Origin of the sequence: Amycolatopsis sp. CA-230715, from assembly GCF_018736145.1 — a bacterium.
Taxonomy (GTDB): domain Bacteria; phylum Actinomycetota; class Actinomycetes; order Mycobacteriales; family Pseudonocardiaceae; genus Amycolatopsis.
On the sequence record NZ_CP059997.1, the window covers coordinates 6,911,325 to 6,929,175 of the forward strand.

The window sequence follows — 17,851 nt, forward strand, 5'->3', positions numbered from 1 at the left end:
CTTCGCCGGGGTCAGGCCGGGGTGAACGCCAGTGCGACGTTGTGCCCGCCGAACCCGAACGAGTCGCTGACCGCGGCCTTCAGGTCGACCTTGCGCGCTTCGCCCGCGACGATGTCCTGCACGACGCCGGGATCCGGGTTCTCGAGGTTCAGGGTCGGCGGGATGACGCCTTCCTTGATCGACAGCACGGTGGCGATCGCCTCGACGGCACCGGCGGCGCCGAGCAGGTGCCCGAGCGCGCCCTTCGGCGCGGTGAGCACCGGGTGCTCACCGATGGCCTTGCGCACGGCCACGGTTTCGCCGACGTCACCGACCGGGGTCGAGGTGGCGTGGGCGTTGACGTGCCCGATGTCCTCACGGGACAGTCCGGCGCTGCGCAGCGCCGCGGTGATGGCGCGTGCCTGGCCGGTGCCCTCCGGGTCGGGGCCGGTGATGTGGTACGAGTCGGCGCTCGTGCCGATCCCGGCGAGCTTCCCGTAGACGCGCGCGCCGCGTGCCTTCGCGAACTCCTCGCGTTCGAGCACGACGATGCCGGCGCCCTCGCCGAGGACGAACCCGTCCCGGTTGACGTCCCACGGCCGCGAGGCGCGTTCCGGGTCGTCGTTGCGGGTGCTCATCGTGCGCGCCTGGGCGAACCCGGCCATGGTGATCGCGGCGATCGCGGCCTCCGCGCCACCGGCCACCACGACGTCGGCCTCGCCGGTGCGCAGCATCCGCCAGCCCCACGCCAGTGCCTCCGCGCCCGACGCGCAGGCCGACACCGGGGCGTGCACCCCGGCACGGGCCTTGAGTTCGAGCCCGACGTGCGCGGCGGGACCGTTCGGCATCAGCATTGGCACGGTCAGCGGGGAGACCTTGCGCAGACCGGTGGTCTCCAGCAGGTCGTCCTGGTCGAGCAGGGTGGTGGCACCGCCGATCCCGGTGCCGATGATGACCGCGAGCCGCTCGGGCTCCACGCCGCCATCGGCACCGTTCTCAGCGCTGAACCCGGCATCGGCCCATGCCTGCCGCGCGGCGATCATGGCGACCTGCTCGCTGCGGTCGAGCCGCCTCGCCTGCACCCTCGGCAGGATCTCGGTTGGCTCCACGGCGAGCCGTGCTGCGATCTTCACCGGCAGGTCGAACTTCCTGACCCACTCGGTGTCCAAAGTAGACACACCACTGCGGCCGGTCAGCAGTCCCTGCCACGTGGTCTCGACGTCTCCGCCGAGCGGAGTGGTGGCACCCAGCCCAGTGATCACGACGTCGTTGCTCATCATGAAGCTCCCCGAGTCGTAGAGCGGAACTACTTGGCGTTGGCGGCGACGTAGTTCACGGCGTCACCGACGGTCTTCAGGTTCGCGAGCTCGTCGTCCGGGATCTTGACGCCGAACTTGTCCTCGGCCTGCACGGCGATCTCCACCATCGACAGCGAGTCGATGTCGAGGTCGTCCACGAAGGACTTCTCGGCGGTCACGTCGTCCTGCGCCACACCGGCGACCTCTTCGACGATCTCGGCGAGACCGGACAGGATTTCTTCGTTGTCAGCCACTTGCGGGTTTCCTTCCTGGGTTTTCGCTGATGTGCTCCGCCGGGGGCGACGGTGCCCTCCGGGGAATTGGTATCACGGACAGATGATGACCTGCCCCGCGTAGGACAGACCGGCGCCGAAACCGACGATGAGCGCGACATCGCCCGATTTCACCGTGCCCGCCTTGCGCATGTGGTCCAGTGCCATCGGGATCGACGCCGACGAGGTGTTGCCGGAGTACTTGATGTCGTCGGCGACCACCATGTCCTCGCGCGCGCCGGCGGCGCGCAGCTTCTTCGCGATCGCCTCCACGATACGGAGGTTCGCCTGGTGCGGGATCAGCACGTCCACATCGGACGGTGTGAGCCCCGCGGCCTTGAGCACGTCGAAGGCGATCGGCGCGATCTTCGTGGTCGCCCACCGGAAGACCGCTTGGCCCTCCTGGTAGATGTAGCGGTGGTCGCGCATGTAGATGGTCTCGACGAGATCGCCAGCGCTGCCCCACACCACCGGGCTGATGTGCGGCTCGTCGCTCGGCCCGACGAGCGCGGCACCGGCGCCGTCGGCGAAGATGATCGCGTTCGCCCTGTCCGTCGGGTCGACCGAATCGGTGAGCTTCTCGGCGCCGATCACCAGCACCTTCTTCGCCGAGCCCGCGCGGATCAGGTCGGAGGCGACGCCGAGTCCGTAGCAGAACCCCGCGCAGGCGGCGTTGAGGTCGAACGCGCCGGGCGCCTTCACCCCGATCCGGTCGGCGACCTGCGCCGCCGCGTTCGGGATGGGCGAGGGCATCGTGCAGTTCGGCACGATCACGGTGTCCACTTCGGACGGATCGGCGCCCGCGTCGGCGAGTGCGCGGGTGCCTGCCTCGACGGCCATGTCGACGAGCAGCGTGTCCTTGTCGGCGAATCGGCGCTCGATGATGCCGACGCGGTCCCTGATCCACTGGTCGCTGGTGTCCATGATCTCGGACAGGTCGTCGTTCGTGACCACGCGCTCCGGCTGGAAGCTGCCCACGCCGAGGATCCGGCTGGCCTTGGCGCCGGTGGTGAGTCGCAGTTCGGTCACTTGCTCGCCTCCTGCCCGGTGAGCTTCGCGAACTCGGCCGGGGTCTTCAACGCGGTCGGGGTGGTCACGACGCCTTTGAGCTGGCGCTTCACGAGTCCGGTGAGCGTGCCCGCGGGCGGCAGCTCGACGGTTTCGGTGACGCCGAGCGAAACGAGGCCGTCCATGGTGAGGTCCCAGCGCACCGGGCGCGTGACCTGCTTGATCAGCCGCTCCAGGTACTCCGCGCCACTGGTCACCACCGCACCGTCCGCATTGGACAGCAGTGGCCGGGTGGGGTCCTGCGGCGCGATGCCCGCGGCGTGCGCGCGCAGCGCTTCCTCGGCCGGTGCCATGTACTCGGTGTGGAAGGCGCCGGCGACCTTGAGCGCGCGCACCTTCGTGCCCGCGAGCGGCTCGGCGACGATCTTGGCGATCTTCTCGGCGGAACCGGAGGCCACGATCTGCCCCGCGCCGTTCTGGTTCGCCGCGGTGAGCCCTTCGCCGTCGAGCCACGCGACGATCTCGTCCGGCGTCCCGAGCATCACGGCGGCCATGCTGGTGGGCTCGAGCGCGCACGCCTTCGCCATTTCCGCGCCGCGGACGGCGGCGAGCCGCACCGCGTCATCGGCGGTCAGCACGCCCGCGATGGCGGCGGCGGCGAGCTCGCCGACCGAATGGCCAGCCACCGGCGCGTCGTCGGCGACCGGGGCGACGCGCCGCAGTTCGTCGAAGGCGAGCAGGGAGAGCGCCACGATGAGCGGCTGGGTGATCGCGGTGTCCTGGATGTCCTCCGCGCCCGCCTCGGTGCCGAGGTGCACGAGGTCCAGTCCCGTCAGCTCCGACCAGCGGCGTACGCGGTCTTCGGTGCCTTCCAGCTCGAGCCAGGGAGCGAGCATGCCGGGCGCTTGGGAGCCCTGTCCGGGGGCGAGGACTGCAATCACCCCTCTAGGGAACACGGTGCCCGCCCATCGTCGTGATGTCGCCGCTCACCAAGTTAACGCGGTGATGTTGGAGGGTTCCTACAAAGGTTGCCGCCGGATTAACGCCCTTAACCAGATTGCCTTGTCGGGTTTCGGCACTTTTTGCCGTGAAGTGGGTCACCCCGCCCGGCGTGTCGGCTGGTGCCGGTTCACCACCGTTGTCCGTTCACCACAGCCCTCGTGCTTTCGCCAGCCGCGCCACGGTCAGCGCGATGCGCAGGATGAGCGCGTCGCGGGGGTCGGCGGGATGGCGTCCGGTCAGGTCCGCCACCCGCCGGAGCCGGTATCGGACGGTGTTGGGGTGCACCACCAGCGTCCTCGCGCAGGTTTCGAGCACCCCGCCGCCTTCGAGATAGGTCTCGACGGTCTGCAGGAGCGTGCCGCCCGCCGCTTCGAGCGGCCTGGCGATCTCGTCGACCAGGAGGCGTTCGGCGTCCGGGTCGCCCGCGAGCGCGCGCTCGGGCAGCAGCTCGCCGGAGCGCACCGGCCTCGGCGCGGACGGCCAGCCGACCACCGCGCGCAGGCCGGACAGCGCTTCGACGGCGCTGCGGTGCGCCTCGGCCAGCGTGCCGACGGTCGGCCCGGCGACCACCGGGCCGTCCCCGAAGGCGACCGACAGCTTCGCGAGGATCTCCTGGTCCTTGAGGCTCCCGTCGGTCGGGCCCGCGACGACGATGACGAGCCGGGAGCCCTGCACGCTCAGCAGCACGGCGCGGCCGACGCGCGCGGCCCTGCTGCGCACCTCGAACACCACCGTCGGCGGGTCGTCGGAGCCGGGGTTGCCGACCAGCACGGTGGCCGCGGTCGCCGGATCCCAGCCGAGCGCCGCGGCGCGCGAAAGCACGGATTCCTCGGCGTCGCCACGCACGATGCCGTCCACGACGAGCGCTTCCAGCCTGGCGTCCCACGCGCCGCGCGCCTCGGCCGCGGCGGCGTAGGAGTTGGCCGCCGCGAACGCGATTTCCCTGCCGTAGCGCAGAATTCCCTCGATCAACGCGGCGCGCTCGGCCTCGGTCGCGGCGAACGCGGGGAGCTGTTCCTCGAAGACCTCGATGGCGAGGCGGACGAGGCCGACGGCCTGGCGGAGGCTGATCCAGCGGGACAGCTCGGTCGGCGCGCCGCGGAACGCGTCGGCGGTCAGCTTCAACGCCTCTTTGGAGTCGCGCAACCACGCGACGAAACCGGCGGCACCGGTCTGCGTGATGAGCAGGACGCTGGCCCGCTGGTCGGCGGGCAGCCTGCCGAACCAGGGCAGCCGTTCTTCCATCGCCGCGACGCTCGCCGACGCGAGGCTCCCGGAGGCGTGTTCGAGCCGTTTCAGCGTATTGGCGGAAAGTCCATGTCGTTTCGGCACGCTTTGTCGCGGGGCTTCTGAAGTCATGACATGCTCATGGTACTGGGCGTGCCATGGGGAGAAGACAACTCGCGGAGCACGGCCCGCAACTTAGGTTGCTAGCCGGTACCCGCCACCCGTTCCTACGCTGGCACGATCAGCTCCGTTCGCGTGATGCCGCGTGCCACAGGGGGTGCGGGGAGAAAGGGAAAAGCCTTGCCGGAACAGAAACTGGAGATCGACAAGATCTCGAAACGCTACGGCGACGTGGTCGCCTTGCGGGAAATGTCCTTCGAAGTCCGCGCGGGCGAGCTGTTCGGTTTCGTCGGCAGCAACGGCGCGGGCAAGACCACCACGATGCGGATCGCGCTGGGCGTGCTCAGCAGCGATTCCGGGGAAGTGCGCTTCGGTGGCGAGCCGGTGACGCTGGAAACACGGCGCCACATCGGGTACATGCCGGAGGAGCGCGGGCTCTACCCGAAGATGAAGGTCGGCGAGCAACTGTCCTATTTGGCTCGTTTGCACGGCCTTTCCGCGCGTGCCGCGGCCAAGGCGAGTGACGCGTGGACGGAACGGCTCGGCGTCGAAGCCAAGCGGAACGACGAGGTCGAAAAGCTCAGCCTCGGCAACCAGCAGCGCGTGCAGCTCGCCGCGGCGCTCGTGCACGACCCGCGGATACTGGTGCTCGATGAGCCGTTCTCCGGGCTCGACCCGGTCGCCGTCGACGTGATGAGCCAGGTGCTCAAGGAAAAGGCGGCCGAAGGCGTGCCGGTGGTGTTCTCCAGCCATCAGCTCGATCTCGTCGAGCGGCTGTGCGACCGGATCGGCATCGTCCGCAGTGGACAGATGGTCACCTCCGGCACGGTCGCGGAGTTGAGTGTGGACAGTGCGGTGCGGTTGCTGGTGCACGCGCCGGACGCGCCAGCTGGCTGGGCCGACGGGCTGGCCGGGGTGAAGGTGCTGCGGCACGAGAACGGGCGCACCGAGCTGGAACTCGCCGCGGGCACCGACGACCAGGCCGTGCTCAAGGCGGCGCTGGCGACCGGGCCCGTGCACGAGTTCGCCCGCAGCAGGACCTCCTTGACCGAACTGTTCCGCAACGTCGTCACCGAGCCGGGGGAGTGAACGTGAGTACACCGATCCAGGACAAGTCGAGCGGATGGTCCTCGGTGTGGCTGGTGGCCTCCCGTGAGATCACCACCCGCCTCAAGTCGAAGGCGTGGCGGATCAGCACGGTGGTGCTGATGCTGCTGATCGTCGCGGGCGCGCTCGTGATGAAGCTCGTCAGCGGCGGCTCGGACGCGACGGTCGGCGTGCTGCCGCAGAGCGCGTCGCTGTCGGCGCCGCTGCAGGCCAGTGCGACCAGCATCGGCCAGACGGTGACGGTGAACCCGATCGCCGACGAGGCCGCCGGCAGGGCCAAGGTCGCCGACGGCTCGCTGGACGCGCTGCTCCTCGACGACCCGAAGGCGCCGGGCAAGGTCTCGGTCGTGGTCAAGAAGGACCTCGACGGCAAGCTCAAGAACGCGCTGAACGTGCTCGCCGGGCAGGTGGCCTTCAACGACCAGGTCCAGAAGCTCGGCGGGGATCCCGCCGCGGTGAACAAGGCCGTCGCCGGGGCCGCGGTCAACATCGAGCCGATGGAGACCCCGACCGAGTACAGCGGGCAGCAGATCGCGATCGGGTTCATCGCCGGGCTGCTGATCTACCTTTCGCTGATGCTCAACGGCCAGATGGTCGCGCAGGGCGTGGTCGAGGAGAAGACGAGCCGGGTGGTCGAACTGCTGCTGTCCACGGTCCGCCCGTGGCAGCTGATGACCGGGAAGGTGCTCGGCATCGGCGCGGTGGGGCTGTTGCAGATGGTGTTGATCGGCGTCGCCGGGTTGGCCGCGGCGTTGGGGACGAACGCGTTGTCGGAAGTGTCCATTTCGGCCACCGTCGGCGCCGTCGTTTGGCTCGTGGTGTGGTTCCTGCTCGGGTTCCTGATGTACGCGATCGTGTTCGCCGCACTCGGCGCGCTGGTCTCGCGGCAGGAGGACGTCGGCGGCGCGGTGACGCCCGCGCTGATGTTCGTCGTCGCCGGGTACATCATCGGGGTCACCATCGTCCCGTCGAACCCGGGCAGCAAGCTCGTCGAAGTGCTTTCGGTGATCCCGGTGTTCTCGCCGACGCTGATGCCGGTGCGGCTGGCCATCGGCGGCGTGCCGGTGTGGGAAACGGCGCTCTCGGTGGTGCTCACCCTCGCCGCGCTGCCGGTGCTGATCTGGTTGGCCGGCCGGATCTACCGCAACGCCGTCATGCGGACCGGCGCCAAGGTCAAACTGCGCGACGCCCTGACGGCAGCTTGATCCCGAAATAACTCGAGGCCGCCCGGCTCGGCGTTTTCGCCTGGCCGGGCGGCCTCGTCTCCCCGGTCCCCACCGGTGGTTCAACTATGGCCCAGTGGATCTTCATCCGCTACGGGTCTCACCCAATCGTGGACCAGTCGAGTTGCTGCCCCCGCGCCGCTGATAAACGATTCCGCCAGGAATTGAATTTCGCGGCGAGCGAGGAGGATGTTGTGGGACAGCAGCTCAAGGACGGACTCGGCCAGGCGTGGGGGCTGATCGCGACCTTTGTGCCCAAGCTCATCTTCTTCCTGATCGTCCTGCTGATCGGGTGGTTGATCGCGAAGGCGATCTCGAAGGGCCTGGGCCTGGTGCTCGGCAAGCTCGGATTTTCGAAGATGATCGACAAGACCGGCCTGTCCGGGATGCTGAAACAAAGCAGCGTCGACGCGACGGGCATCATCACGAAACTCGTCTACTACTTCATTCTGCTGATCGCGCTGCAGCTCGCCTTCGGCGTGTTCGGGCCGACCAATCCGGTGAGCCAGCTGCTCAACGACGTGATCGCGTTCCTGCCGCGGATCGTGGTCGCCGTCGTGCTCGTGATCGTCGCCGCGGCGATCGCGAAGGTCGTTCGCGATCTGGTCGGCAGCGCGCTTTCCGGGCGGCCCGCCGGCAGGCTGCTCGGCACCATCGCCTACTGGCTGATCATGGCCTTCGGCATCATCGCCGCGCTCAACCAGGTCAACATCGCCACCACGGTGACCACCCCGGTGCTGATCACCGTGCTCGCCACCATCGGCGGCGTGCTCGTCGTCGGGTTCGGCGGCGGCCTCATCAAGCCGGCCCAGCAGCGCTGGGAGGGCTGGATGGGCAGCCTGCAGAACCAGTTCAGCCGCGACGGCGGCGCGAACCCCGGCGTCGGCTCCGGCGGCAAGCACGACCAGCCCACCGCCGTCGACGCCCCCACCCCGCCTCATGGGTTCAAGCAAGTTTGATATCGGTCGGCAAAATTTGCGCTGCCAGGGCGCGGCTCACGAGGTGAGTCGCGCCCTGGTGTGTTGGCGCCCTGCCATCGCAAATTTAGAGGGCCCAGGGGGCCCTGCGACCGACTGCACGCTCCCGCCGCGCGGGGCGCGTCGGATCGCCGGGTGCGTGGTTGGGTTGGGAGTGGCCGCGCCTTCGGCGCGGACCTCGCGGCACTCGGGAGGTAGGCGGGCGAGCGCCGAATGGAGTAGTCGGGCGGGCGTCGGTTGTTGTAGGCGGGAGTGGCTGCGAGGTACAGCTGTTTTTCGGCTCACAGTTTCTAGGGAATGGCGGGCCCGCGGGAGCATGTTGACCCGAGAGACGAAAGGGGTGGGCCGGTGGAGTTTCTGCTGCGGCACGGTGTCACGGTCTTCGGTCAGTGGATCTCGATCGCCGAGCTGGCCGGGCAGGTGTTCGCGCTCGCGGTCGTCTTCCTCGCGCGGCGGCGCACCCTCTGGACGTGGCCGGTGCAGGTCGGCGCCACCGCGCTGCTGTTCGCCGTGTACGTCTCCGCCCACCTCGGCGGGCTGGCCAGCCGCCAGATCGCCATCCTGCTGATCTCGCTGTACGGCTGGTGGGCGTGGACGCGCAAGGCCGATCCCGTCTACGGCATCGCGGTCCGCGACGGCCGCGCCATCGAACGCGTCGCGATGGCGTCGGCGTTCCTCGCCGGAACCACCGCGATGGCCCTGCTGCTGCAGGCGCTGAACGCGTCGTGGGCGCCGTGGCCGGACGCGGCGATCTTCGTCGGCACGCTGGTGGCCTTCGCCGCGCAGGGCGCGGGGCTCGTCGAGTTCTGGCTGGTGTGGCTGGTCGTGGACGCGATCGGCGTGCCGCTGCAGATCAGCTCCGGGCTGTACTTCTCGGCCGCGATCTACCTGGTCTTCGCCGGGCTCGTGGTGCACGGCTGGTGGAGCTGGCACAAGACGGCGAAGCAGGTACGCCTCGAAGCCGCGCCGGTGGTCACGGCAGCAAAGTAACGCTGTTCAGCCGAGGTCAGGGCAGGACGGCGTGCGAGGGGCGCAGGTCGCCGATCGTCCGGACGCCGAGCAGCTGCATGGTGCGGACCAGCTCGGTGCGCAGGATGTCCACGGTCCGCTGCACGCCGCGTTCGCCGCCCGCCATCAGCCCGTACAGGAACGCGCGCCCGATGAGCACCGCGTCGGCGCCGCGGGCGATCGCGGCCACGATGTCACCGCCGGAGAGGATGCCGGTGTCGAGCCACACCTCCGCTTCGCCGCCGACCGCGTCGAGCGCGGCTGGCAGCAGTTCGAGCGGGGTCGGCGCGCGGTCGAGCTGGCGGCCGCCGTGGTTGGACAGCAGCACCGCGTCGGCGCCGTGCGCCACCACGTCGCGGGCGTCGTCGGCGTTCTGGATGCCCTTGACCACGAGCTTGCCCGGCCAGGTGGCGCGCACCCAGTCGAGGTCGTCGAAATCGAGCGTGGGGTCGAACAGCTGGTTGAGCAACTCGGCGACGGTGCCGTCGAAATGGCTCAGTGAAGCGAAGGTCAGCGGCTCGGTGGTCAGCAGGTTGAACCACCACGACGGGTGCATCGCGCCGTCGACGAAGGTCTTCAGCGTCAGCGCGGGCGGGATCGTCAGGCCGTTGCGCACGTCCCGCATGCGCGCACCGGCGACCGGCGTGTCGACGGTCAGCAGGAGGGTGTCGTATCCGGACTCCCACGCCCGATTCATCAGATCTTCGCCCGCGCCGTGGTCGTTCCAGACGTAGAGCTGGAACCACTTGCGCGCCTGCGGCGCGGCCTCGGCGGCGTCCTCGATCGACGTGGTTCCCATGGTGGACAACGAGAACGGGATGCCGTTGCGCTGCGCGACGCGGGCCACCGCGCGCTCGCCCTCGTGGTTCATCATGCGGGTGAACCCGGTCGGCGCGAACGCGAACGGCAGCTCGGAGCGCTTCCCGAGGATCTCCTTCGAGGTGTCCACATCGGACACACCGCGCAGCACGTTGGGGTGGAATTCGATGCTGCGGAACACTTGTCGCGCGCGGCGGAGGCTGTCTTCGAGCTCGGCGGCGCCGTCGGTGTAGTCGAACGGCGCGCGCGGCGTCCGCTTGCGGGCCAGCGTGCGGAGATCGGCGATCGTGTGCGCGCCGGCCAGCCTGCGGTCGGTGGGGTTCAGCACGACCGGTTTCGGCCGCAGGATCTGCTTGAGCTCACTGGGCCGGGGCAGGCGGCGCTTCGTCACTCGGTCACCCTCCTTACGCGCATACATCCGATCTTTACCCTAACGGACTGGGGGCCGCCGCGGTATTCGCGGCGGCCCCCAGTCCGTGTTCCGGTCAGGCGTTGCCCGAGTCCGAGGTCTGCGGACCCGCCGCGGCGACGTCGTCGATGCGGTACTGGCGCGCCGCCTCCACGACCTTCGACTGCGGCACCTCGTTCCGCTTCGCCAGCGCGGACAGCGTGCCCACCACGATCGACTCGGCGTCCACCAGGAAGTGGCGCCGCGCCGCGGGCCGGGTGTCGGAGAAGCCGAACCCGTCCGTGCCGAGGGTGAGCATGTCGGTGGGCACCCACGGGCGGATCAGGTCCGGTACCGCGCGCATCCAGTCCGACACCGCCACCACGGGGCCCGCGACGTTCGCCAGCGCGCTGGTCACGTACGGCACGCGCGGCTCGCTGCCGGGGTAGAGCAGGTTGTCGTGGTCGACCTCCACCGCTTCGCGGCGAAGCTCGGTCCACGAGGTCGCCGACCACACGGCCGCCCGCACGCCCCACTCGTCGGCCAGCATCCGCTGCGCCTTGAGCGCATCCGGCATGGTGACGCCGGAGACCAGGATCTGCGCCTCCGGGCCGTCGCCCGCGGGCGCGTCGGCGTAGCGGTACAGGCCCTTGAGGAGGCCGTCGACGTCGAGGTTCTCCGGCTCCGCGGGCTGCTGGTACGGCTCGTTGTAGATCGTCATGTAGTAGAAGACGTTCTCGCCGTTGCCGTCCGGCCCGGACTCCCCGTACATCCGGCGGAGGCCGTCCTTGACGATGTGCGCGATCTCGAACGAGTAGGCCGCGTCGTAGGCGACCACGGCCGGGTTCGTCGCCGCCAGCAGCAGCGAGTGCCCGTCCGCGTGCTGCAGGCCCTCACCGGTCAGCGTGGTGCGGCCCGCGGTGGCGCCGAGCACGAACCCGCGCGCCATCTGGTCCGCCGCCGCGTAGAGCCCGTCGCCGGTGCGCTGGAACCCGAACATCGAGTAGAAGATGTAGATCGGGATCATCGGCTCGCCGTGCGTGGCGTACGCCGTGCCGACGGCGGTGAACGAGGCCGTGGAGCCCGCCTCGTTGATGCCCTCGTGCAGGATCACGCCCTTCTCGGATTCCTTGTACGCCAACATCAAGCTCGCGTCGACCGAGGTGTAGGTCTGCCCGTGCGGGTTGTAGATCTTGGCCGTCGGGAACATCGAGTCGAGGCCGAAGGTGCGGGCCTCGTCCGGGATGATCGGCACGATCCGCTTGCCGATCTCGGAGTCCTTCGCCAGCTCGCGGACCAGCCGGACGAACGCCATCGTGGTGGCGACCTCCTGCTTGCCGGACCCCTTCCGGATGCCCTCGTACACCTTGTCGCCGGGCAGCACGAGCGCCTTGGCCGTCTTCGGGCGCCGCTCGGGGAGGAACCCGCCCAGCGCCTTGCGGCGGCCGATCAGGTACTCGATCTCCGGCGATTCCTTGCCGGGGTGGTAGTACGGCGGCAGCTTCGGGTCGCGCTCGAGCTCCTCGTCGCTGATCGGGATGCGCTGGGCGTCCCGGAACAGCTTCAGGTCGTCGAGGGTGAGCTTCTTCATCTGGTGCGTGGCGTTGCGGCCCTCGAACGCCGGGCCGAGGCCGTAGCCCTTGATGGTGTGCGCCAGGATCACCGTCGGCTGGCCGTGGTGCTCCAGTGCCGCCTTGTAGGCCGCGTAGACCTTGCGGTAGTCGTGCCCGCCGCGCTTGAGGTTCCAGATGTCGGCGTCGGACAGGTCGTGCACCAGTTCCTTGGTGCGCGGGTCCCTGCCGAAGAAGTGCTCGCGGACGAAGGCGCCGTCGTTGGCCTTGTAGGTCTGGTAGTCGCCGTCCGGGGTCACGTTCATCAGGTTGACCAGCGCGCCGTCGCGGTCGGCGTGCAGCAGCGCGTCCCACTCGCGGCCCCAGATGACCTTGATCACGTTCCAGCCCGCGCCGCGGAAGTACGACTCCAGCTCCTGGATGATCTTGCCGTTCCCGCGGACCGGCCCGTCGAGGCGCTGCAGGTTGCAGTTGATCACGAAGGTCAGGTTGTCCAGGCCCTCGCCCGCGGCCACGTGGACCAGCCCGCGCGACTCCGGCTCGTCCATCTCGCCGTCGCCGAGGAACGCCCACACGTGCTGGTCGGAGGTGTCCTTGATGCCGCGGTCGCGCAGGTACCGGTTGAACCGGGCCTGGTAGATCGCGTTCATCGGGCCGAGGCCCATCGACACCGTCGGGTTCTCCCAGAACTCCGGCATCAGCCGCGGGTGCGGGTACGACGGCAGCCCGCCGCCGGCGCCCGCGTGCGAGTACTCCTGGCGGAAGCCGTCGAGCTGCTGCTCGGTCAGCCTGCCTTCGAGGAACGCGCGGGCGTAGATACCGGGCGAGGCGTGGCCCTGCACGAAGATCTGGTCCCCGCCGCTGGAATGGTCCTTGCCGCGGAAGAAGTGGTTGAATCCGACTTCGTAGAGCGCCGCCGACGAGGCGTAGGTCGAGATGTGCCCGCCGACGCCGACGCCGGGCCGCTGCGCGCGGTGCACCATGATCGCCGCGTTCCAGCGGATGTACGCGCGGTAGCGGCGCTCGATCTCCTCGTCACCGGGGAACCACGGTTCGTTCTCGGTGGGGATCGTGTTGACGTAGTCCGTCGAGGTCAGCGCGGGCACACCGACGTTCCGCTCGCGGGCGCGCTCCAGGATGCGCAGCATCAGGTACCGCGCGCGCTGCTGACCACCCCTGGCCAGCGCCTCGTCGAAGGAATCCAGCCACTCGGACGTCTCTTCCGGGTCGATGTCGGGCAGGTGCGCCGCCAGTCCGTCACGGATGACACGTACGCGGGCCGGGGCCTCCTGACCGGACGCGCCGCCGCGGCCGGTCTCGCTGCTCTGGGGGGCCAAGGGGTCTCCTCGCCATTCTGCTAGCTGTGGTTGCTCGCGCACGCCTGCCTTCGCGGAGGTGTGCGCAACTGCCATCGTCGTCGCCTTCGTGGCTCACGTCATCGCTACTGATCGGTAACGTTTGCCCACCCCGCTGCGGTGGTTTCCGGCTGCGGTTGTATCGCGCGCGCGACTGCACTCACCCTAAACGAGCGGCCGCTGACCTCGTCGGCCACGCCGGTCGAAGCGGGGTGAACACCCCTCGCGCGAGGGGTCGGGAAGGCCTTACGCTGCGATACGAGTTGGCAGAGATCCGGTGTGGACGGTTGCGCCAGAAGCCGCACCAGTGTTCGCTAGCTCCATCGTTGTACCCGAGTGGGCCGGGATGACCGGCACACCCAGTCGCAGTTGGAGGAGTGACAGTCGTGGTCGCCGCGGGAGATGCTGAACAGACCAGCATCGCCGAGAGGCTTGGTATCAAGCCGGACATGGTGGTTCAGGAGATCGGCTGGGACGAGGACGTCGACGACGACGTCCGCGCCGCGATCGAGGACCATATCGGCGGCGAACTCCTCGATGAGGACGCCAACGAGGCCGTCGACGTCGTGCTGCTGTGGTGGCGCGAAGACGACGGCGACCTGGGAGACGCGCTGGTCGACGCGCGCGGGTTCCTCGGCGCCGACGCCGTCATCTGGGTGCTCACGCCCAAGACGGGGCAGCCGGGGCACGTCGAACCGAGCGAGATCGCCGAAGCGGTGCCGACGGTCGGGCTGTCCCAGACCTCCAACGTCAGCGTCGGCCCCGGCTGGTCCGGCAGCAGGCTCGTGCCGAGGGCGAAGACGAAGCGCTGACCTGCCCGGATGGCGGGCCGGGTCCAGCTCATGGGACCCGGCCACCGCACGACCGGCGCCGCGCCCGCCACACGATAGGCTGGCGCCGCAGGTGAAGTTCCTACGCGGGAGAGGAAGCGCATGGCGGTCGAGGTCGGCTCGAAGGCCCCCGATTTCACGCTCAACGACTACAACAAGCAGCCGGTGACGCTGTCGTCGTTCCAGGGCGACAAGCCGGTCCTGCTGGTGTTCTACCCGTTCGCGTTCAGCGGGATCTGCCAGGGCGAGCTGTGCCAGCTGCGCGACGAGTTCGCCGAGTACGAAGGCAACGTCCAGGTCATCGGCGTCTCGGTGGACACCCCGTTCTCGCTCAAGGCGTGGGCCGAGCAGCAGGGCTACCAGTTCCCGCTGCTGTCGGACTTCTGGCCGCACGGCGAGGTCGCCAAGAGCTACGGCGTGTTCAACGAGGGCGCGGGGCTGGCGAACCGGGGCACGTTCCTGATCGACACCACCGGCGTCGTCCGCTTCGCCGAGGTGAACCAGCCGGGCGAGGCACGCGACCAGGAAGCCTGGAAGAAGGCCGTCGCCGAACTCGGCGCCTAGTTTTACCGGCGGTGCCACGGCACCGTTCCCGGGCGTATAGCTCAGCGGGAGAGCACTCGGTTTACACCCGAGCGGTCGCAGGTTCGATCCCTGCTGCGCCCACCCTGCCTTCTTTGCGCTTGTGGCCTTCGGGAGGCTAACGCCGCTTTCTCGGCCCCTCGTGGCTCCGTGGTTCATGCCCCGAAAGTGACCTTCGGGGCGCTCAGGTCCCCGAAGGTCACTTTCGGGGCGTCGCGGGAGGGCTGGGCGCGTTGCGCGTGCGGTCCGGGAAGAGCGGCACGGTCACTTCGGCCTTCTGGCACAGGGTGATCAGCCAGCGGTCGAGCACGGTCAGCGCTGAGCCGACGTCGTTGGCGAGGTCGAGGATGAGCGCGTACGCGACGTCTTCGCGGCGTTCCTGGACCCTCCCGTCGCTCACGTAGGTCAGCCAGCCGGTGAGGTACCGGGTCGCATCATCGGCGTGGCAACGGAAAAGCCAGTCGTCGAGCGCGCCGAGGGTCGGAGCGCGGTGGCGCCAGGCGTGGATGTCCGCGTGCACGTCGGCCATCGTGAAGTGCGGATCAGGCATGGCGGTGATCGTCCTCGCTGATGTCGCGAGACGTGCACAGCATCGTCAGGCCGGTGGCATCCACCCGGACCGGGAACGTCTTGCTGTCCCACTGGCCTTCGTAATGCACGACGGTGCCTGTTTTCCCGCGGTAGCGGGTGTTTTCCGTGATCGTCACGCGAGTCCCAGGACGAGGCCGATCGAACGTGCCCCGCTCGTGCTGATCCCACCAGGCATCGCCAAACCACTCTGCTGGCTCCGATGTCATGGCAGTGCCGTCCAGGTTGCGGCGGCAGCGACGAATGCTGGCAATGTCATCGCAGAGTCCGTTCCCGTCTGTTCTGGTGAGAAGCGCGCCTTCGCCGGAAGCTTCAGCGGCGCTCGGTACCTGAACTGCAGGATCGTGTGGTTGACTGTTGGAAGTCGAGTAATCACGGACGGTTGTGAAGAACTGTCAAGGAGAAGGTGATGCCAGGGGACGCCGCGCTCGGTACGTTGCTACGAGACTTACGACGTGCCCGGCGAATGACCCTCGCCGCAGTGGCTCGACGAGCCGGGTGCGCCGAGTCGCAACTCTCCTACGTCGAGTCCGGCCGACGGCAACTGCACTCATGGCTTGCCGAGAAGCTTGACGCCATCTACCAGACCGGTGGTGTGATCGGCAGTTTGCTGTGTTCGCGCACGGCGAAGCCGTGTAGCGAACAGGAGCAGTGGGTATCCGAGTGCGAGGTGCTGCACGTGCAGTTGCCCCGAGGAGGTGCACCGGTGCCAATTTCAAGGCGTGAGGTGTTGGCAAGTCTCGGGGTAGGTGTGTTCGTAAGTCCTGCGCTTGCCAGCTTCGAACGTGCCCTTGGCGCTGTGGAACCGACCCGTGATGTTCTCCAACGAATCGAAGGCGCCTTCGACAATTATCAAATAGCGGGTCGAGCGCTGCCGCCGTCTCGCTTGATCGATGCGATGACAGGCCAGGCTGCGGTACTCGACAATCTTCGTCAACGTGCGACGGGAGTATTGCGAACCCGCTACCTCGCGCTGCAGTCGCGGTACGCGGAGTCGTTGAGCTGGTTTAGTGAAGAAGCTGATCTCGCCGACGATGCCCTGTTTTGGACGGATCGAGCCAGCCAATGGGCGCAGGGCAGCGGTTGGACCGCCATGAGTGCCTACACTTTTGTTCGCCGCTCGATGATGGCTGTGAGTTTCACCAGTGACGGACGGCGCGCTGTCGATCATGCGCAAGCGGCCTACCGTATGCCAGGAGTTCCTGAGCGGATCCAGGGCTTGGCAGCTAAACAGATGGCGTTCGGCTATGCCCTATCTCGAAAGGCCGATGACAGCGCGCGAGCGCTCGATCAGGCTATGACGCTTCTGGGGAAGGACAGCGACGGTGGAAACGAACTCGGACAACGCAGTGTCGTCAATGACGACCTGTACGCGATCTTCCGTACTACCTGCGATATCTACCTCGGAAAAGGTGAGGCTGCGATCAACGTGTTAGAACCCCGGCTCACGACCCTGTCCGGGGCCTCGGCTCGCACCGCTACGATCACCAAAGCCAAGCTCGCGCGGGCTTACGCCAACGTCGGCCAGCCGCACGAAGCTGCCCAATTCGCTCGGCAGGCCCTCGTTGAGAGCGCCGCCATTCAGTCGCTGTCAGCTCGGAGCGAGCTTCGACGAGCTGTTCCCGTACTGGGGCAGTGGCGCTCGCGCGACGATGTATCGGATGTTCTGCATTCTCTGAATGCCACAACTAGGAGCGTGTGAGACGGCGGACATCGAGGGAGTTTTCGACCGCAGCCCCTTGGTCCCGGCGTTCTACCAGGTATGCACCGGCGTTCTTGCGGTCGCTGATGGCGGCGACCAGTTCGGTGCCCTCGAAGTGCAAGCCCGCTCCGGCGTCGGTGGCGTACCCGGTCGGCAGCGTCCCGTCCGCGATCAACTGGCGGAACTGCGTACGCCGGTCGGCGTAGTGCACGGCGTTGGCATAGGGCAGCAAACCGAGTCCGTCCTTGATGGCTTGCACGTCGCCGAACGAATCGGTGGTACCACCCGCGAACCAGCACAGGGACCCCGCGGATTCACCGGCCAGCACAGTCCCTGCCTGCCAGCACTCGCGAAGTACGTCTTCGAGGTGGTGTGCTCGCCATACTGCCAGCAGGTTCACGAGACTTCCCCGGTCGATCCAGATCACATCCTGAGCGTGGAGATGCGTTGCCACATCATCGACGTTGGGCTTGTCGAACAAGGTCAGGAACGACAGTTCAACCGCTGTGCTCGCGAAGGCCCGCTCGAATTGCTTCAGCACGCTCAGTTGGTCACCGTTGGCGGTTGTCAGCACACAAAGTCGGGGCACGCCTGCTGGGCACGCCACTTCGAAGGCGTAGTCGAATATCGGGCCCGGTCGCCAAAGCTCGCTGGCGCGGTTCAAGCCCATCGAGGTGGCGAGGATGGTCGGCCGTGTAGCAGACATGGGGGAGACGATAGACGCAACAGGCGTCTCCAACGCCCGAGCGATCGAGGTGCCGTACGTAAGCTGACTTGCGACCAGACGGGCCAGTC

The 17,851-nt window shown here is 68.3% G+C and carries 17 protein-coding genes and 1 tRNA gene; 8 read left to right on the forward strand and 10 right to left on the reverse strand.

Annotated features, from left to right (window positions below; genetic code table 11):
• Positions 1-11: 11 nt before the first annotated feature.
• The 5 genes from HUW46_RS32880 to HUW46_RS32900 all read right to left on the reverse strand — a co-directional run bounded on the left by HUW46_RS32880 (position 12) and on the right by HUW46_RS32900 (position 4,918).
• Positions 12-1,256: a beta-ketoacyl-[acyl-carrier-protein] synthase family protein gene (locus HUW46_RS32880; protein WP_215550252.1), complete on the reverse strand. Its 1,245-nt coding sequence runs from the start codon at positions 1,254-1,256 to the stop codon at positions 12-14.
• 29 nt (positions 1,257-1,285) lie between these two features.
• Complete coding sequence (locus tag HUW46_RS32885) at positions 1,286-1,531, reverse strand: acyl carrier protein (protein WP_215542641.1); 246 nt, start codon at positions 1,529-1,531, stop codon at positions 1,286-1,288.
• Between the two features lie 72 nt (positions 1,532-1,603).
• Positions 1,604-2,578 (reverse strand): beta-ketoacyl-ACP synthase III, encoded by a 975-nt coding sequence (locus HUW46_RS32890; protein WP_215542642.1) that lies wholly within the window; start codon positions 2,576-2,578, stop codon positions 1,604-1,606.
• The gene (locus HUW46_RS32895) at positions 2,575-3,513 is read right to left on the reverse strand and encodes an ACP S-malonyltransferase (RefSeq protein ID WP_305859022.1); all 939 of its coding nucleotides are present in this window, start codon (positions 3,511-3,513) and stop codon (positions 2,575-2,577) included. Before HUW46_RS32895 ends, HUW46_RS32890 begins: the two co-directional genes overlap by 4 nt.
• A 190-nt stretch (positions 3,514-3,703) precedes the next feature.
• Complete coding sequence (locus HUW46_RS32900; RefSeq protein WP_215542644.1) at positions 3,704-4,918, reverse strand: PucR family transcriptional regulator; 1,215 nt, start codon at positions 4,916-4,918, stop codon at positions 3,704-3,706.
• 168 nt (positions 4,919-5,086) lie between these two features.
• Here HUW46_RS32900 and HUW46_RS32905 point away from each other — a divergent pair, with 168 nt between their 5' ends.
• The 4 genes from HUW46_RS32905 (at position 5,087) to HUW46_RS32920 (ending at position 9,203) form a co-directional block, all read left to right on the forward strand.
• Positions 5,087-5,995 carry an ABC transporter ATP-binding protein gene (locus HUW46_RS32905; protein WP_254125122.1) on the forward strand — a complete coding sequence of 303 codons (909 nt, stop codon included), beginning with the start codon at positions 5,087-5,089 and terminating at the stop codon, positions 5,993-5,995.
• A 2-nt stretch (positions 5,996-5,997) separates the two neighbouring features.
• Positions 5,998-7,218, forward strand: coding sequence for an ABC transporter permease (locus tag HUW46_RS32910; RefSeq protein ID WP_215542646.1), 1,221 nt, complete (start codon positions 5,998-6,000; stop codon positions 7,216-7,218).
• Positions 7,219-7,430: 212 nt separating this feature from the next.
• On the forward strand, positions 7,431-8,195 hold the full coding sequence (locus HUW46_RS32915) for a mechanosensitive ion channel family protein (RefSeq protein WP_215542647.1): 765 nt from the start codon (positions 7,431-7,433) through the stop codon (positions 8,193-8,195).
• Between the two features lie 366 nt (positions 8,196-8,561).
• A complete protein-coding gene (locus HUW46_RS32920) occupies positions 8,562-9,203 on the forward strand; it encodes a nicotinamide mononucleotide transporter family protein (RefSeq protein ID WP_215542648.1) in 642 nt (213 codons plus the stop codon).
• Between the two features lie 16 nt (positions 9,204-9,219).
• Here HUW46_RS32920 and HUW46_RS32925 read toward each other — a convergent pair whose 3' ends face one another.
• Positions 9,220-10,431 (reverse strand): alpha-hydroxy acid oxidase, encoded by a 1,212-nt coding sequence (locus tag HUW46_RS32925; RefSeq protein ID WP_305859023.1) that lies wholly within the window; start codon positions 10,429-10,431, stop codon positions 9,220-9,222.
• A gap of 94 nt (positions 10,432-10,525) precedes the next feature.
• Positions 10,526-13,336 carry a pyruvate dehydrogenase (acetyl-transferring), homodimeric type gene (aceE, locus tag HUW46_RS32930; protein WP_215542650.1) on the reverse strand — a complete coding sequence of 937 codons (2,811 nt, stop codon included), beginning with the start codon at positions 13,334-13,336 and terminating at the stop codon, positions 10,526-10,528.
• Between the two features lie 404 nt (positions 13,337-13,740).
• Here aceE and HUW46_RS32935 point away from each other — a divergent pair, with 404 nt between their 5' ends.
• The 3 genes from HUW46_RS32935 (at position 13,741) to HUW46_RS32945 (ending at position 14,850) form a co-directional block, all read left to right on the forward strand.
• Complete coding sequence (locus HUW46_RS32935; protein ID WP_215542651.1) at positions 13,741-14,166, forward strand: DUF3052 domain-containing protein; 426 nt, start codon at positions 13,741-13,743, stop codon at positions 14,164-14,166.
• A gap of 120 nt (positions 14,167-14,286) precedes the next feature.
• Positions 14,287-14,748 carry a peroxiredoxin gene (locus tag HUW46_RS32940; protein WP_215542652.1) on the forward strand — a complete coding sequence of 154 codons (462 nt, stop codon included), beginning with the start codon at positions 14,287-14,289 and terminating at the stop codon, positions 14,746-14,748.
• Between the two features lie 30 nt (positions 14,749-14,778).
• Positions 14,779-14,850, forward strand: a tRNA-Val gene (locus HUW46_RS32945).
• Positions 14,851-14,965: 115 nt separating this feature from the next.
• Here HUW46_RS32945 and HUW46_RS32950 read toward each other — a convergent pair.
• Both HUW46_RS32950 and HUW46_RS32955 read right to left on the reverse strand, forming a co-directional pair.
• The gene (locus HUW46_RS32950) at positions 14,966-15,316 is read right to left on the reverse strand and encodes a hypothetical protein (protein ID WP_215542653.1); all 351 of its coding nucleotides are present in this window, start codon (positions 15,314-15,316) and stop codon (positions 14,966-14,968) included.
• A complete protein-coding gene (locus tag HUW46_RS32955; protein WP_215542654.1) occupies positions 15,309-15,473 on the reverse strand; it encodes a hypothetical protein in 165 nt (54 codons plus the stop codon). The genes HUW46_RS32950 and HUW46_RS32955 overlap by 8 nt, the downstream gene beginning before the upstream one ends.
• Before the next feature lie 290 nt (positions 15,474-15,763).
• On the opposite strand from HUW46_RS32955, the gene HUW46_RS32960 reads away from it, so the two are divergent.
• Entirely contained in the window at positions 15,764-17,056 is a 1,293-nt protein-coding gene (locus HUW46_RS32960; RefSeq protein WP_215542655.1) for a helix-turn-helix domain-containing protein, read from the forward strand.
• Here HUW46_RS32960 and HUW46_RS32965 read toward each other — a convergent pair.
• Positions 17,043-17,762 (reverse strand): peptidase E, encoded by a 720-nt coding sequence (locus HUW46_RS32965; RefSeq protein ID WP_215542656.1) that lies wholly within the window; start codon positions 17,760-17,762, stop codon positions 17,043-17,045. The two genes, HUW46_RS32960 and HUW46_RS32965, sit on opposite strands and share 14 nt — an antisense overlap.
• Positions 17,763-17,851 lie beyond the last annotated feature (89 nt).

Excerpts from the sequence above, each read along its gene's own strand:
- HUW46_RS32880 (WP_215550252.1), bottom strand. The coding sequence starts at position 1,256 with ATGAGCAACGACGTCGTGATCACTGGGCTGGGTGCCACCACTCCGCTC.
- HUW46_RS32900 (WP_215542644.1), bottom strand. The coding sequence starts at position 4,918 with ATGACTTCAGAAGCCCCGCGACAAAGCGTGCCGAAACGACATGGACTT.
- HUW46_RS32940 (WP_215542652.1), top strand. The coding sequence starts at position 14,287 with ATGGCGGTCGAGGTCGGCTCGAAGGCCCCCGATTTCACGCTCAACGAC.
- HUW46_RS32950 (WP_215542653.1), bottom strand. The coding sequence starts at position 15,316 with ATGCCTGATCCGCACTTCACGATGGCCGACGTGCACGCGGACATCCAC.
- HUW46_RS32960 (WP_215542655.1), top strand. The coding sequence starts at position 15,764 with ATGCCAGGGGACGCCGCGCTCGGTACGTTGCTACGAGACTTACGACGT.
- HUW46_RS32965 (WP_215542656.1), bottom strand. The coding sequence starts at position 17,762 with ATGTCTGCTACACGGCCGACCATCCTCGCCACCTCGATGGGCTTGAAC.